Annotated in this window: 14 protein-coding genes and 1 pseudogene; 9 read left to right on the top strand and 6 right to left on the bottom strand. The window is 72.8% G+C overall.

The window, feature by feature from the left end; genetic code table 11:
* Positions 1–61 precede the first annotated feature (61 nt).
* The 3 genes from ACIRJP_RS00845 (at position 62) to ACIRJP_RS00835 (ending at position 3,487) form a co-directional block, all read left to right on the top strand.
* Positions 62–421: a Zn-ribbon domain-containing OB-fold protein gene (locus tag ACIRJP_RS00845; RefSeq protein WP_404166788.1), complete on the top strand. Its 360-nt coding sequence runs from the start codon at positions 62–64 to the stop codon at positions 419–421.
* Positions 422–790: 369 nt separating this feature from the next.
* Positions 791–2,596, top strand: a complete 1,806-nt coding sequence (locus tag ACIRJP_RS00840; RefSeq protein ID WP_404166786.1) for a gamma-glutamyltransferase family protein — start codon at positions 791–793, stop codon at positions 2,594–2,596.
* A gap of 63 nt (positions 2,597–2,659) precedes the next feature.
* The gene (locus ACIRJP_RS00835) at positions 2,660–3,487 is read left to right on the top strand and encodes an inositol monophosphatase family protein (RefSeq protein WP_404166784.1); all 828 of its coding nucleotides are present in this window, start codon (positions 2,660–2,662) and stop codon (positions 3,485–3,487) included.
* Positions 3,488–3,905: 418 nt separating this feature from the next.
* Here ACIRJP_RS00835 and ACIRJP_RS00830 read toward each other — a convergent pair whose 3' ends face one another.
* The gene (locus ACIRJP_RS00830) at positions 3,906–4,682 is read right to left on the bottom strand and encodes a nucleotidyltransferase domain-containing protein (RefSeq protein ID WP_404167607.1); all 777 of its coding nucleotides are present in this window, start codon (positions 4,680–4,682) and stop codon (positions 3,906–3,908) included.
* A gap of 183 nt (positions 4,683–4,865) precedes the next feature.
* Here ACIRJP_RS00830 and ACIRJP_RS00825 point away from each other — a divergent pair, with 183 nt between their 5' ends.
* From ACIRJP_RS00825 to ACIRJP_RS00805, 5 genes and pseudogenes are all read left to right on the top strand, one after another.
* A complete protein-coding gene (locus ACIRJP_RS00825; RefSeq protein ID WP_404166782.1) occupies positions 4,866–6,281 on the top strand; it encodes a phytoene desaturase family protein in 1,416 nt (471 codons plus the stop codon).
* Positions 6,282–6,309: 28 nt separating this feature from the next.
* Complete coding sequence (locus ACIRJP_RS00820) at positions 6,310–6,846, top strand: O-acetyl-ADP-ribose deacetylase (RefSeq protein WP_376625698.1); 537 nt, start codon at positions 6,310–6,312, stop codon at positions 6,844–6,846.
* A 65-nt stretch (positions 6,847–6,911) separates the two neighbouring features.
* A pseudogene (locus tag ACIRJP_RS00815) lies at positions 6,912–7,082 on the top strand (30S ribosomal protein S14); the annotation flags it as partial.
* 144 nt (positions 7,083–7,226) lie between these two features.
* The gene (locus tag ACIRJP_RS00810) at positions 7,227–8,723 is read left to right on the top strand and encodes an AlkA N-terminal domain-containing protein (RefSeq protein ID WP_404166780.1); all 1,497 of its coding nucleotides are present in this window, start codon (positions 7,227–7,229) and stop codon (positions 8,721–8,723) included.
* Positions 8,720–9,244, top strand: a complete 525-nt coding sequence (locus ACIRJP_RS00805; protein WP_404166778.1) for a methylated-DNA--[protein]-cysteine S-methyltransferase — start codon at positions 8,720–8,722, stop codon at positions 9,242–9,244. The genes ACIRJP_RS00810 and ACIRJP_RS00805 overlap by 4 nt, the downstream gene beginning before the upstream one ends.
* Positions 9,245–9,341: 97 nt before the next feature.
* On the opposite strand, the gene ACIRJP_RS00800 is transcribed toward ACIRJP_RS00805, so the two are convergent.
* Positions 9,342–9,926 (bottom strand): TMEM165/GDT1 family protein, encoded by a 585-nt coding sequence (locus tag ACIRJP_RS00800; protein ID WP_404166776.1) that lies wholly within the window; start codon positions 9,924–9,926, stop codon positions 9,342–9,344.
* Between the two features lie 338 nt (positions 9,927–10,264).
* Here ACIRJP_RS00800 and ACIRJP_RS00795 point away from each other — a divergent pair, with 338 nt between their 5' ends.
* Positions 10,265–10,669 (top strand): (2Fe-2S) ferredoxin domain-containing protein, encoded by a 405-nt coding sequence (locus ACIRJP_RS00795; RefSeq protein WP_404166774.1) that lies wholly within the window; start codon positions 10,265–10,267, stop codon positions 10,667–10,669.
* Positions 10,670–10,698: 29 nt separating this feature from the next.
* Here ACIRJP_RS00795 and ACIRJP_RS00790 read toward each other — a convergent pair whose 3' ends face one another.
* The 4 genes from ACIRJP_RS00790 to ACIRJP_RS00775 all read right to left on the bottom strand — a co-directional run bounded on the left by ACIRJP_RS00790 (position 10,699) and on the right by ACIRJP_RS00775 (position 14,189).
* On the bottom strand, positions 10,699–11,352 hold the full coding sequence (locus ACIRJP_RS00790) for a class I SAM-dependent DNA methyltransferase (protein ID WP_404166773.1): 654 nt from the start codon (positions 11,350–11,352) through the stop codon (positions 10,699–10,701).
* An 85-nt stretch (positions 11,353–11,437) separates the two neighbouring features.
* Positions 11,438–12,235 (bottom strand): SIR2 family NAD-dependent protein deacylase, encoded by a 798-nt coding sequence (locus tag ACIRJP_RS00785; protein WP_404166771.1) that lies wholly within the window; start codon positions 12,233–12,235, stop codon positions 11,438–11,440.
* A 78-nt stretch (positions 12,236–12,313) separates the two neighbouring features.
* The gene (locus tag ACIRJP_RS00780; protein WP_404166769.1) at positions 12,314–13,522 is read right to left on the bottom strand and encodes a hypothetical protein; all 1,209 of its coding nucleotides are present in this window, start codon (positions 13,520–13,522) and stop codon (positions 12,314–12,316) included.
* 172 nt (positions 13,523–13,694) lie between these two features.
* A complete protein-coding gene (locus tag ACIRJP_RS00775; RefSeq protein WP_404166767.1) occupies positions 13,695–14,189 on the bottom strand; it encodes an NUDIX domain-containing protein in 495 nt (164 codons plus the stop codon).
* Positions 14,190–14,228: the final 39 nt, after the last annotated feature.

The raw sequence follows: 14,228 nt of genomic DNA, 5'->3' as shown, positions 1-14,228 counted from the left end.
GGTGCGGCGCATCCGAGCCGAGCGCAGGGGGTCGAACGTGTCCCAGTCATCAAGTGGCACCGTGCAGACGGTGCATGAGGAAGCCCGGCTGGAGTACCACCGCTGCCGCTGGTGCGGCACGGCCTCCTTCCGCAGGCTGTTGTGCCCGGTGTGTGCGTCGGGCGACCTGAAGCCCGAGCGCAGCGCCGGCCTGGGTGTCGTGGTGCGGTCCGGCGTCATCCACCGCTACACGGACGCCGCACGCAACGAGTCCCTCGTCCGTCTCCCCGAGGGCTTCGTGTTCCGCTGCCGTGTCGTGGGCGCGGCCCCGCACCGCGTGGCGGTCGGCGCCCAGGTGCGTCCCGTCATCGCGGACGGCCCGGACGCGGGCGAAGTGGTCTTCGAGCTCTGCGACCCGCCGAGGGACGACGGCTGGCTCTGAGGGCCGGCCCGCCCGACCTCGCCCTGCGTCGGCCTTTCAGGACCCGGTTGGGGTCCTGGAGGGCCGACGTCGTCGTTGGGGGAGGGGAGGGGACACTCGCCGCCCTCCAGCTCGATCGCGGCTTCGGCTGCCTGTTCACCACCCACGACCTGGCCGCCGTCGAATACCTCGCCGACCGGATCGCCGTGATGTACCCCGGGCAGATCGCCGAACAGGCCCCGACCGCCGAACTGTTCGCTTCTCGGGCGGTCGGCAGGTCTCCTGACACCTCGTCGGTGACGACGGCATCGCCCCGGACGCCGCCGCCCGCCCCCCCGTACATACGATCCGTTCCACCCCTTCCGCACGTCGCAGCAAGGAGTCGCAACCGTGTTCACCACCCGGCCCACCCTCCAGGGCACATTCGGCATGGTGTCCTCCACCCACTGGCTCGCCTCGCAGTCCGCGATGGCGGTTCTGGAGGACGGCGGCAACGCCTACGACGCGGCCGTCGCCGCCGGGTTCGTCCTGCACGTCGTCGAACCGCACCTCAACGGACCGGCAGGCGAGGTGCCGATGATCCTGGCACCGAGGGACGGCGAGGTGCGGGTGCTGTGCGGCCAGGGCCCGGCCCCCGCGGGCGCGACCGTCGCCCACTACCGCTCCCTCGGTCTCGACCTGGTCCCCGGCACCGGACCGCTCGCCGCGGCCGTACCCGGCGCCTTCGACGCCTGGATGCTGCTGCTGCGCGACCACGGTACGAAGTCCGTCGCCGAGGTGCTGCGGTACGCGATCGGCTACGCCGAGGACGGCCACGCCCCCGTCGAGCGGGTCGGCCAGACCGTGGAGACCGTCCGCGAACTCTTCGAGACCGAGTGGCAGTCCTCCGCCGACGTGTACCTGCCCGGCGGCAAGGCGCCCAGGCCGGGCGAGCTGTTCCGCAACCCCGCACTCGCCGCCACCTGGCGCCGGCTGATCACCGAAGCGCAGGAGACCGGCGGCGAGGACCGGGCCGCCCAGATCGACGCCGCCCGCAGGATCTGGAGCGAGGGCTTCATCGCCGAGGCCCTGGTCCGCCAGGCCGCCCGCCCCACCATGGACACCAGCGGCTTCCGTCACACCGGCACCCTCACCACCGCCGACCTGGCCGGATGGTCCGCGTCCTACGAGGCCCCCGTCACGTACGACTGGAACGGCTGGACGCTCGCCAAGGCGGCGGGCTGGAGCCAGGGCCCCGCCTTCCTCCAGCAACTCGCCCTGCTCCCCGACGAACTGCCCCGGTACGGCAGCGCCGACTACGTCCACCTGCTCATCGAGGGCTGCAAGCTCGTCATGGCCGACCGCGAGGCCTGGTACGGCGACGCCACCGACGTACCCCTGGACGCACTGCTCTCGGAGCCGTACAACGCCGAGCGCCGCACCCTCATCACCGCCGAGGCCTCGCACGAGCTGCGCCCCGGCAGCCCGGAAGGCCGCACCCCCGTGCTCAGCCGCCACGCCCACGCGGTCGCCGCCGGCGGTGACGACTTCGACGCCATGGGCATCCCGACGGCGGGCGTCGGCGAGCCGACCGTCGCCAAGGACGGCACGACCCGCGGCGACACCTGCCACGTCGATGTGGTCGACCGCTGGGGCAACATGGTCTCCGCCACGCCCAGCGGCGGCTGGCTCCAGTCCAACCCGGTCGTGCCGGAGCTCGGCTTCCCGCTAGGCACCCGACTCCAGATGGCCTGGCTGGACGAGTGCCTGCCCAACTCCCTCACTCCGGGCCGCCGCCCCCGTACCACCCTCACCCCGTCCCTCGCCCTGCGCGACGGCGTCCCTGTCATGGCGTTCGGCACGCCCGGCGGCGACCAGCAGGACCAGTGGCAGGTGCACTTCTTCCTGGCGGTGGCGCTGCGCGCCGAGGTCCGCGGCGGACTCGACCTCCAGGGCGCCATCGACGCCCCGAACTGGCACAACGACAGCTTCCCGGGGTCCTTCTTCCCGCGCGGGATGCGCCCCGGCAGCGTCACCGTCGAGGAGGGCATGGACCCGGAGGTCGTAGAGGAGCTGCGCCGCCGCGGCCATGACGTCACCGTCGGCGACCCCTGGTCCGAGGGCCGGATGTGCGCCGTGGCCCGCGACCCGGAGACGGGGGTGCTGTCCGCGGCCGCCAACCCGCGGGGCATGCAGGGGTACGCCGTAGGACGCTGAGCGGCCACTTCCCCGACATGACCAGGTCGTCGGCGCCCCGGGACGACATGATTGGCTGGGGACATGATCGATGAATTCCTGGCCGGAGACCTGACCGAGGTCGAGGCGGCGGTACGCGCAGCGGCTGCCGCCGAGATCACGCCCCGCTTCCGGCAGCTCGCCGCGCACGAGATCGTCGAGAAGAACGGTCCGCACGACCTCGTCACCACCGCCGACCGCCTCGCCGAGGAACACCTCACCGCATCGCTGACCGGGCTGCTCCCCGGCTCGGTCGTCGTCGGCGAGGAGGCGGTCCACGCCGACCCGGAGGTGTACGAGGCGCTGGGCGGCGACGCACCCGTGTGGATCGTCGACCCGGTCGACGGCACCCGTCAGTTCGTCCGCGGCGAAGCGGGCTTCTGCACCCTGGTCGCCCTCGCCCACCGCGGCGAACTCCTGGCCTCGTGGACGTACGCCGCGGCCCTGGACGAGATGGCGGTCGCGGTCCGCGGCCGCGGTGCCACGCTCGACGGCGAGCGGATACGCTCCGGTTCGCCCACCCCCGGCGCCGCGCTGCGCGTGGCGATGTCGCACCCCGATTACACCACCGACGCCCAGAAGCGTGCCCTGCTCGGCCTGCGCACCGAGGGGATCGAGGCCCGCCCCTGCGGTTCGGCGGGGCTCGAATACCTCGCCGTCGCCCGTGGCGAGCTGGACGCGGTCGCCTTCAGCTGGGAGTACGCCTGGGACCACGCGGCGGGCCTGCTGCTGGTCGCCGAGGCGGGCGGCTCCGAGGCCACCCTCTCCGGCGTACCGTTCCGCATCACCGGCGGCAACGCGCTGCCTTTCACGGCGGCCCGCGACGAGAAGACCGTCGAACGCGTCCTTCAGGCGCTCAGCGACGGGGCCTGAGCGGGATTCCGTTCAGGATCGGGACCCCGATCAGGCCAGGAGTTCGCGGGTCGGCGCCGCGAGCCGGGCGCGGGCCCGCGGATCGTACGCCTGCTCGCGGGCGGGGCTGTCCGTGAACCGGTCGACCGGATCGCCGAGGAGTTCGCCCCGCAGGAGCGGGACGCCCTGCGGGCTCTGCTCGCCCGTTGCGTCACGGCCGTCGGGCGGGACTGAGCGGGGCGCCGCCGGGCGTCTGCCGCAACTCCCGGCCGGCCTGCGTTGCCCGCCGGCTCACCGCCCGCGGGCAGGTCCACCTCGCCCGCCGGCTCACCCCACCCGCCGCGAGCCCACCCCGCCGTCGGCCCGTCTCACGCGCCGCAGACTCACCCCACCCGCAGACTCACGCCACCCGCAGGCTCACTCCACCCGTCGGCCAACCTCACCCGCCGCAGGCCGACCGGACGTCCCGCACGAGCTCCGCGGCCAGCTCCACCGCCTCCTCGTCCAGGCCCCGCAGCGCTTCGTCGATGCGCTCGGTGTACCGCTCGGGGGTGTCCGGCAGGGCGGCGGCCGCGGCCGCCGCGCCCTTCTCGTTCAGACACCAGGTGCGATGGTGGGCGTGGAGGGACTGGGCGAGGATGCCGAATGCCCGTGACAGGCACAGCGACACATGGAGCCGGTCGCCGCCGGGCGCCGACTTGCGGGCGGCCGCCACCGAGAACTCCGCCTCCCAGGCGGCATCGGTGAGTGCGGTGCGCAGCGGCTCCGGATAGTTACGGACCTCTCCCTGAAGCGCCGTCAACTCCTTCTGCGGGTCGGCGATCATCCGGCCCAGCGCGACCTCGCCGGGATACGCGGGGGACCAGAAGCCGAGCGGGTGCCCCGGCTGCACGCCCACCTCGAAGCGCCCCTCACGGCAGTCGGCCCAGACCGCCTCCACCCGGTCCAGGTCGCGCAGGATCCAGTCCACAGGGACGCCGTCCACCCGCAGCCAGGCCCCGCCGTCGACCCACGGCCCCCACCCGCCGGGAACGGCGACCTCGGCCGGGGAACCCTGTACCTCGGAAGCCAGCGCGGTCAGCGCGGCCACGTCGGGGGCGCCGCGGTAGTACAGGCCCAGGTCCCAGTCGGAGTCCGGACGGTGGGTGCCACGGGCCCGGCTGCCGCCCAGCGCGACGGCCCGGATGCCGGGCAGTGCGGTGAGCCGGGCGGCCATGTCGGCGATACGGGCGGGCACGTCGGTGACGGGGGCGGCTGGTGCGGTCGCTTCGACGGCCGCCCGGGGCGTGGCCTGGGAGTCAGTTGTGTTCATCGCGCGGCGACCATACCCGCGCCCGCGCTGTCGGTGCCTCGGAATATCCTGGGTGCCCTGGCCGTCGGCTGACGAAGGAGTCCGAAGGTGCCGTCGATGCTCGATGCAGTCGTCGTGGGGGCGGGCCCCAACGGACTGACCGCCGCGGCCGAACTGGCCCGCCGCGGCTTCGCCGTGGAGGTCTTCGAAGCGCAGGACACCGTCGGAGGCGGTGCCCGCACCGAGGAGCTCACCCTTTCCGGTTTCCGTCACGACCCCTGTTCCGCCGTCCACCCGCTGGGCATCGGCTCACCCGCGTTCGACGCGATGCCGCTCACCCGGCACGGCCTGGAATGGCTCCAGCCCGAGCTGGCGCTCGCCCACCCGTTCCCGGACGGCACGGCCGCCGTGCTCACCGGTTCGGTGGGGGAGAGCGCCATGTCGCTGGGGCCCCAGGACGCGGGGGCGTACCGCAGGCTCGTCGCCCCCTACCTCGGCCACTGGGACACCCTCGCCCAGGACTTCCTGCGCACCCCGTGGGACGGGCTGCCCCGTGACCCCTACCGCTGGGTGCGCTTCGGTCTCGACGCGCTCCAGCCCGCGTCGCTGCTCTCCCGGCGCTTCGGCGGTGCGAAGGCGCGCGGCCTGTTCGCCGGGCTCGCCGCCCATGCCATAGCCCCAACCAGCGGAATCGCCACCGGCGGTATCGCTCTGCTCTTCGCGCTCGCCGCGCACGAGAAGGGCTGGCCCGTGCCGCGCGGTGGATCGCAGTCCATCTCCGACGCCCTCGCCTCGTACATACGTGAACAGGGCGGAGCGATCCGTACCGGCACGGAGGTCAAGCGCCTCGACGAGCTGCCGCCCGCCCGCGCCTACATCTTCGACACCTCGCCCACCGCCCTCGCCCGCATCGCCGGACTGGGCCACGCCTACCGCGGCTACCGGTACGGAGCGTCCTGCTTCAAGATCGATTACGCCTTGTCGGGCCCCGTCCCCTGGACGGCGGAGGAGGCCCGGCGCGCCGGCACCGTCCACATCGGCCCCACGGCCGGTGAGATCGACGCCGCGATGACGGCCGCCGTGACCGGCCGCGACCCCAGCGTGCCGTTCCTGATCACCGCGCAGCCCAGCCTGGTCGACCCGTCCCGCGCACCCGAGGGCCGGCACGTCTTCTGGGCGTACGGACACGTCCCGTCGGGCTGGGAGGGTGACGCCACCGACGTCATCGAACGGCAACTGGAGCGCTTCGCCCCCGGCTTCCGCGACCTGGTGCTGGCTCGCGCGGTGGCGGGACCGCCCGAGCTCGCGACGCGCAATGCCAACTACGTCGGCGGCGACATCGCGTGCGGTGCCTTCGCCGGCCTGCAGACGGTGCTGCGCCCCAAGCTGGCCCGGGTCCCCTACGCGACGGCGCACCCCGCGGTGTTCCTCTGCTCCTCGGCCACTCCGCCCGGCCCCGGGGTGCACGGCATGTCGGGCCACCACGCGGCGAAGGCTGTCTGGCGGCGCCTGCGGGCGGCCTGAGCGGGCCGCCCGGGGCATCATGGTCCACATGCGTACACCCGAGGGCGTGACCGTCACCCTGGTCCGCGGCGACATCACCCGGCAGTCCGCCGACGTCATCGTCAACGCGGCCAACTCCTCCCTGCTCGGTGGGGGCGGGGTCGACGGCGCGATCCACCGCCGGGGCGGTCCGGAGATCCTCGCCGCGTGCCGTGAGCTGCGCGCGTCGCAGTACGGAAAAGGCCTGCGCACCGGCCAGGCCGTCGCCACGACGGCCGGGCAGCTGGACGCGCGCTGGGTCGTCCACACCGTCGGCCCGGTCTGGAGCAGCTCCGAGGACCGCTCGGCGCTCCTTGCCTCGTGCTATCGCGAATCACTGCGGACGGCCGGGGAGCTGGGGGCGCGTACCGTCGCCTTCCCGGCCATCTCGACCGGGATCTACGGCTGGCCGATGGACGACGGGGCCCGCATCGCCGTCCGCACGGTCCTGGCGGAGGCCGCGGCGCCCGTGGAGGAGGTGCGGTTCGTGCTGTTCGACGCGCACGCGTACGCGGAGTTCGAAGAGGTACTGGCGGCGCAGGGCTGATCCGGGGCGAAGCCTGAGGGGGCCGATCCAGCCGGCGCGGGAGGAAGCCGAAGGGGACCGGCCGGGCCGCCGCGGACGAGCTCCGGCGCCAGCCGCGCGACGCCAGCGCGACCCGGCCGCGACAGTGTGGACGAGCGGCCCCGCGGCTTCCTGCGGAAGTTCGGCCTCTCCCGGGTCCGCGCACGCGAGCAGGCGCATGCCGGATTCCTGCCGGGGTCATCAAGTCCTCCTGGTGACAGCCGCCCCGGGCGGGGAAGCCGCGTCAGAGGGTTGTCCACGCCGCGCGGACTCCGCGCCGGCCTCCGAAGAGTTCCTGGCAGTGCGAGGTCCATGTCGGATTCTCGCCAGCCTCCGGGTGCCTGGTGACGGATGCTTGAGCCATGTACACCGACACCGAGCGCTGCGTACGGGCCGTCCACTCCAAGGACGCCCGCTTCGACGGCTGGTTCTTCACGGCGGTCCTGACCACCCGGATCTACTGCCGTCCCAGCTGCCCGGCCGTGCCGCCCAAGGTCGAGAACATGACCTTCTACCCCAGCGCCGCCGCCTGCCAGCAGGCGGGATTCCGCGCCTGCAAACGGTGCCGGCCCGACACCAGCCCCGGCTCCCCGGAGTGGAACGCCCGCGCCGACTCCGTGGCCCGCGCGATGCGGCTCATCGCGGACGGTGTCGTCGACCGCGAGGGCGTACCCGGACTCGCCGCCCGGCTCGGCTACTCCGCCCGGCAGATCGAACGCCAGCTGCTCGCCGAACTCGGAGCCGGCCCGCTCGCCCTGGCCCGCGCACAGCGCGCCCAGACCGCGAGACTGCTCATCGAGACGACCGGACTCCCCATGGCGGAAGTCGCGTTCGCCGCCGGGTTCTCCTCGATCCGGACCTTCAACGACACTGTCCGCCAGGTCTTCGCGCTCGCCCCGGGCGAACTGCGCAGCCGCGCCGCCCGTTCCGGGACACCCCCGGCCACCCCGGGCGTGATCGCGCTGCGGCTGCCGTACCGGGCCCCGCTCAACCCCGGCAACCTCTTCGGCCACCTCGCCGCGACCGCCGTCCCCGGCGTCGAGGAGTGGCGCGACGGCGCCTACCGCCGCACCCTCTCCCTGCGGTACGGACACGGCATCGTCGCGCTCACCCCGCATCCCGACCACATAGCCTGCCGGCTCTCCCTCACCGACCCGCGCGACCTCACCCTCGCGATCAGCCGCTGCCGCTGGCTGCTCGACCTGGATGCCGACCCGGAGGCCGTCGACGAGCAGCTGCGCGCGGATCCGCTGCTCGCCCCGCTGGTCGGCAAGGCGCCCGGCCGGCGGGTGCCGCGTACCGTCGACGGGGCGGAGTTCGCCGTACGGGCGGTGCTCGGCCAGCAGGTCTCGACCGCCGCCGCCCGCACCCACGCGGCCCGCCTGGTCGGCGCCCACGGCCTGTCGGTCGACGACCCGGAGGGCGGCCTCACCCACCTCTTCCCGGACCCGGCGGCCCTCGCCGGACTCGACCCGGAACAGCTCGCCCTGCCGCGCAGCCGCCGCACCACCCTCACCACGCTCGTCTCCGCACTCGCCGACGGATCGCTGCGGCTGGGCACCGACACCGACTGGGAGCAGGCGCGGACCGAACTGACCGCCCTCCCCGGCTTCGGCCCCTGGACCGTCGAGGTCATCGCGATGCGGGCGCTCGGCGACCCGGACGCCTTCCTCCCCACCGACCTCGGCATCCGGCGCGCCGCCGAGGAGCTCGGCCTCCCCTCGACACCCGCGGCGCTCACCGCCCGCGCGGCCGCCTGGCGCCCCTGGCGGGCGTACGCGGTCCAGTACCTGTGGACCGTGGACGACCACCCCATCAACCACCTGCCCACCGAAAAGAACCGGGAAGTCCAGCCATGACCGATCCGCAGCCCCCCGCGGCGACCCGGCAGCACACCGTCGTCGACAGCCCGTACGGTCCGCTCACCCTGGTCGCCACCGACGGGGACCTCGCGGGCCTCTACATGACCGGTCAGCGGCACCGCCCGCCCGAGGAGACCTTCGGCGAACGTGACCCGCGGCCCTTCACGGAGGCCGTCCGTCAGCTCGACGCCTACTTCGCCGGGGAGTTGCGCACCTTCGATCTGCCGCTGCGACTTGACGGCACCCCGTTCCAGCGCAGCGTCTGGGAGCAGTTGCGGCTGATCCCGTACGGCGAGACCCGCTCGTACGGCGAACTGGCCGAGAACCTCGGGAAGCCGGGCGCCTCACGGGCGGTGGGGCTGGCCAACGGAAAGAACCCGGTGGGCATCATCGTCCCCTGCCACCGTGTCATCGGCGCCTCGGGCAGTCTCACCGGCTACGGCGGCGGACTCGACCGCAAGCAGCGGCTGCTGGCCTTCGAGAACGGTACGCAGGACGACACCCCGGCGCTCTTCTGACGCCGCCCGCGCCCTCTCCCATGGACGCCGGCACGGGAACGGGCCCGGACACCGAGGTCCGGGCCCGTTCCCGAGCCACCTGCGTACGCGCCGGCCGTCAGCCGGTGAAGATCTCCACCAGGGTCCAGATCGCCAGCCCCAGCATGCAGAGCCCGCCGATCCGCTGGACCGTCTTCAGCGGTACCCGCTTGGCGATGAAACGCCCGGCGAGCAGCGCCAGCGCCGAGACGGACATCAGGGCGGCCGCGGACCCGATCGCCGTGGACCAGGTGCCGTCGCTCGCGGCCAGGTTGGCCGTGGTGATCTGGGTGAGGTCGCCCCACTCACTGATGAAGACGGCCATGAACGCGGTCGAATAGACCGGCCAGAAACCGGTCACCGTCTTCGTTCCGCCGTCCTCGTCGTCATCGCCCCCACCCGAGCGCAGCAGCATGAAGGCCCCGAACGCGAAGAGGGAGGCGGAGACGAGCTTGACCATCCAGTCGGGCAGCAGCCCGATCAGGCTGCCCGCCCCCACCGCGATGGCGACGTGCACGATGAACGCGGACGACGTGCCGAACCAGACGTACAGCGGTCGCATGCGGGTGCCCATGGCGAGCGACGCGAACATCGTCTTGTCGGGGAGCTCCGCAAGGAAGATCAGACCGAAGGCGGTGAGGATCGCCCAGGGGTCGAGGTGCATTCCGGGTGGCTTTCTGTGAGAGCCGGGCCCCGGGTCTTCGCGAAGCGCCGCTCGGGCTTCCGGAGGACCACTCGGCCCGGCATGACGTCAGCGCCCACGGAGGCGCGGGCCTGTCATACCTGACCGAAGGTCTCGCCCGCCCGTGATGGTCCAACGGGCCCGGCCACCGGGAACCCGGGGGTTCCAGTGTGTCGACGACCGGTTTGCGGGGCTACTCCCCTTCGCAGCCATCAACTGTACCCCACCACCGCACGGGGGAGATCAGGTGTTCGATCCGCCGGTGGGGATCGGTACAGTCCCCTGGTGATCATCCCCGCCCGCACCGGAGGCGTCCCCGCATGAGCCGCCGCACCCGAAGGGCGGCCCCCGCCGAGGGGACGCCCCGGCCCACCGTCAGCGTCTGCCGCGGCTGCTGCTGCGGGACGCCCAAGATCCCGGACGTGGACCACGCCGGTCAGCTCGCCGAGCTGCGGCGGTTGCTCGGCGCGGTCGCCACCGTACGTGCCGTGGAGTGCCTGGACTCCTGCGAACGGGCCAATGTCGTCGTCGTGCAGCCGTCGGCCGAGGGCCGCCGGGCCGGCGGCCGCCCGGTCTGGCTCGGCCTGGTCAACGACCCGGACGCGGTGACGGACATCGTCACCTGGGTCGAGGCGGGCGGTCCCGGGCTGGTGGACCCGCCGGAGATCCTCGACCTGTACACGTTCCGCCCCTCGCGGCGCGTACAGCAGGAACTCGACCACTGAGGCATGTCCGGCCGAGCACGGCCGGGCCGCTACGGTGCCACGGGCTTCACCGTCACGAAGAAGGCCTGCGGGGTCTTCTCCCACTCGTCCGCCTCGCGGACCAGCCGGGACCGGACACGGAACCCGGCCTTCTCCAGCATCCCGGCCACGGCCTCGGGCACGAAGCGGTGGACGTCGAGCGTCACCGCGTGGCCGTACGCCTGCTCCAGGCGCACGCATTCGTCGCCGACCTTGAAGGCCATGAGCAGATGGCCGCCCGGGGCCAGGACCCGATGGAACTCGGCGAAGACGCCGGGCAACTGCTCCGGCGGGGTGTGGACCAGGGAGTACCAGGCCAGCGCACCGGCCAGGCTGCCGTCCGCCAGATCCAGGTCGGTCATCGAACCCTCGTCGAAGACGAGGTCGGGGTAGGTCGCGCGGGCCACCGCGATCATGCCGGGGGAGAGGTCGATGCCGAACACGTCCAGTCCGAGATCGCGCAGCTGGGCCGTCACACGACCGGGCCCGCAGCCCAGATCGCCCACCCGGCCGCCGCCGTGCGCCGTCACGATCTCCGCGAAGGCGGCCAGCACGGCATTGTCGTACGGCTTCTTCGGCATCAAGTCGGCCAGCAGCACGGCGTAGTCGGCGGCCACGGTGTCGTACGAGGCTCGGGTGGCGTCGAGCTGGGAGCGTTCTGTCATGCGGGGGACCGTACAGTCCCCCACCGACAACTCCCGGCCGGGCCGACCGCCTTCCGGCCCCACCCGCACCTCGGTCCCCCGTACCTCAGTCCCCGGAAATCCCGCCCGAAGGCCTGTCGGTAGCCCCGTCGGCATCCCCGTCGGAACCCGCGACCGGCCCCGTACCGGCGGCCAGCCGCCGCAGCAGCGCGGGCAGCGCCGTGCCGATGGGCTCGCGGACGACCTCCTCGGCCAGTTCGTCGTACGGGGTCGGCTCCGCGTTCACCACGACGAGCCGCGCCCCGTTGTCCACCGCGATCCCGGCCAGCGACGCGGCGGGCTGCACCTGGAGCGTCGTACCGACCGCGATGAACACCTCGCAGGCCTTCGCGATCGACACCGCCTGGCCCAGCACCACCGGATCGAGCCGCTCACCGAACATGACCGTGGCCGATTTCAGGATGCCGCCGCAGACCGCGCACGCCGGGTCGGCCTCTCCCGCCTCCACCCGGGCCAGCGCCTGGCTCATCGCCGAACGGGCGTGGCAGCGGGTGCAGACCACCTCGCGCGCGGTCCCGTGCAGCTCCAGGACCTTGCGGCGGGGGAGCCCGGCGAGCTGATGCAGACCGTCGACGTTCTGCGTGATCACCCGCAACGGGACGCCGGACCGCTCCAGCTCCGCCACCGCACGGTGCGCCGCGTTCGGCTCCGCGGACCAGGTCGAACTGGTGCGGCGCATCTGCCAGGAGCGGCGGCGGATCTCCGGATCGGCCATGTAGTAGTCGTACGTGACGAGCTTCTCGGCCTCCGGGTCCTTGCGCCAGAGCCCGTTGGGCCCACGGTAGTCGGGGATGCCGGAGTCCGTGGAGATGCCGGCGCCGCTGAGGATCGCGACCAGAGTCATGGAGCGAGCGTAAGCAGCGCCGGCCACCGTCCGCGAGGCCATTTCGGTCTCGGGCAACCGTCCGCCCAGTGGCGGACGTCAGGCCGCGGGGCCGGCAGGAGTGAACGGGGACGGGGTCAGGCCCGTCCAGCTGTTCAGCTCGGCCCGTGCCGTCTGCTTGGTGACGCCGCCGTCCTGGAGCGTGCCACTGCGCGCCACGTAGAACCGCCCGTCGTCGAGCGAGACCAGCCCGTACTGCCCGTACTGTCCCGGCGCCGGCCACCCGTACGTACCCGTCGTGGCGTCGTGCGCCCCCTCGCGCAGCAGCGGGAGCAGCAGCCCGCGCTCCGGGCGCTGCTGCCCGCGCAGCCAGCCGCGTACCGGCTTGCGCGCACCGTCCAGCGCGAAGACCGAGTAGTTGGGGAAACCGGGCTTGGAGCCCTTGTAGGCGGCCATCAGCCAGTTGCCGCTGTGCCCGTCGTACTCCAGGTTCTGCACGCCGTAATTGGTGTTCCCGGTGTACGCGAAGAACTTGCCGCCGACGCGGGCGGGTCCGCTGGTGTGCGGGGCGGACTCGGTCAGCGGGCGTTCGTACTTCTTCCAGTGGGTGACGTCGTACTGGAGCAGCACCTGGTGGTCGTTGTCCGTGCGGCCGGTGTTGGCGTACACGCCGTACGCGACCGTCAGTCTCTTCGCGGCGCGGTTGCCGCGCCGGTCGCCGAAGGCCGGACCGAACGCGATGCCGTCGATGCCGCTGCAGCCGTAGCGGTGGTCGGGAGTGTTGCCCGTGTCGCCGTCGAAGACCCCGTCGCCGTTCATGTCGGCGGTGAAGTCCTTCACGACCTCCTTGAGGTAGACGGTCGAGACGACCCCGGTGGACTGGGCGTCCATGTCCATCCGGGTGATGCGGTCGACGTCGAGGATCGCGATGTAGAAGGACTTCGCCTCCTTGTACTCCAGCGAGCCGTAGACCCGGCCGTCCTTCTCGTTGAAGTCCAGATCGCCGAGGTGGCCGGTGAATCCGGTGACCGAGCCGACCGGATTGCCCTTGAGGTCGGTCTTGACCAGCAGATTGGTCATCGAGAAGTACATGAAGCCCTTACGGCGGTCGATGGCTATGCCCTGGACATGGCCGGACTGCCAGGCGCCGCCGTCGACCGTCTGCGGCAGGCCGCCCGGTGCGGCCGGCACCGAGGCCGGTGCCGCTTCCGCGAGCGCCGTCGACGCCGTGGCGACGACTGCCGTACAGGCGAGCGCTGCGACGGTCGTGACCAGTCGCCCACCGAGGTGTCCCGTGTGCTTACGCATGATCCCTCCGCTGTCGTGGAGTCCGGATGATGCCGGTCGAGCGTGCACTGCGGACCAATGGCACATGAACCCGACGGTCCGGCAGCCGTCGACCGGACTACCAGTTGACGACCGGTCAGCACAACGGGACAGAAGGTGATTCGGGTGGTATCCGGGTCCTGGCCGTCAGCCGTCAGCGGTCAGCCGGGAGGCCGTCCTCCAGCTCCACCGCGCCGCCGCCGGATTCGAGCACCTCCAGCGCGGCCTTCACGCGCAGCGCGAGGGCGCCCAGCAGATAGCGGTCGATCTCCTCGCGCTCGACCAGCCGCCAGGACAGGAGCTCCTCCTCCTGGAGCCGGATCGCCTTCAACCGCGTCTCGTCCAGCACCCCGCCGTCGTACACGTACGCGGCGATCGGCGGCCGTTGCGGACCGCGAGCCCAGTCGACGGCGAGCAGCCGCCCCGGTGCCAGATCGAGGCCGATCTCCTCGGCCGTCTCGCGCCGTGCGGCCTGGCGCGGGCTCTCGCCGTCGTCGGACTCGACCGTTCCGCCGGGCACCGCCCAGCCGTCACGGTAGTTCGGCTCGACGAGCAGCACCCGCCCCCGGCCGTCCCGGAACAAGGTGGCCGCGGCGGCCAGCACCCGGGGGAGCCCCGCGATGTAGGAGGCGTAGTCAGTGGTGGTCACGCGGGAAGCGTAGTGGCAGGGGCGGAGCCCGCACGACGA

The organism is Streptomyces sp. NPDC102437, from assembly GCF_044765565.1.
GTDB lineage: Bacteria > Actinomycetota > Actinomycetes > Streptomycetales > Streptomycetaceae > Streptomyces.
The sequence above is the reverse complement of the archived record's forward strand: the minus strand, read 5'-3'. Positions and strand labels throughout refer to the sequence as shown.

Bases quoted from the DNA above. Each gene is read 5' to 3' on its own strand.
- ACIRJP_RS00835 (WP_404166784.1), top strand. From the start codon at position 2,660: ATGATCGATGAATTCCTGGCCGGAGACCTGACCGAGGTCGAGGCGGCG.
- ACIRJP_RS00830 (WP_404167607.1), bottom strand. From the start codon at position 4,682: ATGGCCGCCCGGCTCACCGCACTGCCCGGCATCCGGGCCGTCGCGCTG.
- ACIRJP_RS00820 (WP_376625698.1), top strand. From the start codon at position 6,310: ATGCGTACACCCGAGGGCGTGACCGTCACCCTGGTCCGCGGCGACATC.
- ACIRJP_RS00810 (WP_404166780.1), top strand. From the start codon at position 7,227: ATGTACACCGACACCGAGCGCTGCGTACGGGCCGTCCACTCCAAGGAC.
- ACIRJP_RS00805 (WP_404166778.1), top strand. From the start codon at position 8,720: ATGACCGATCCGCAGCCCCCCGCGGCGACCCGGCAGCACACCGTCGTC.
- ACIRJP_RS00800 (WP_404166776.1), bottom strand. From the start codon at position 9,926: ATGCACCTCGACCCCTGGGCGATCCTCACCGCCTTCGGTCTGATCTTC.
- ACIRJP_RS00795 (WP_404166774.1), top strand. From the start codon at position 10,265: ATGAGCCGCCGCACCCGAAGGGCGGCCCCCGCCGAGGGGACGCCCCGG.
- ACIRJP_RS00790 (WP_404166773.1), bottom strand. From the start codon at position 11,352: ATGACAGAACGCTCCCAGCTCGACGCCACCCGAGCCTCGTACGACACC.
- ACIRJP_RS00785 (WP_404166771.1), bottom strand. From the start codon at position 12,235: ATGACTCTGGTCGCGATCCTCAGCGGCGCCGGCATCTCCACGGACTCC.
- ACIRJP_RS00780 (WP_404166769.1), bottom strand. From the start codon at position 13,522: ATGCGTAAGCACACGGGACACCTCGGTGGGCGACTGGTCACGACCGTC.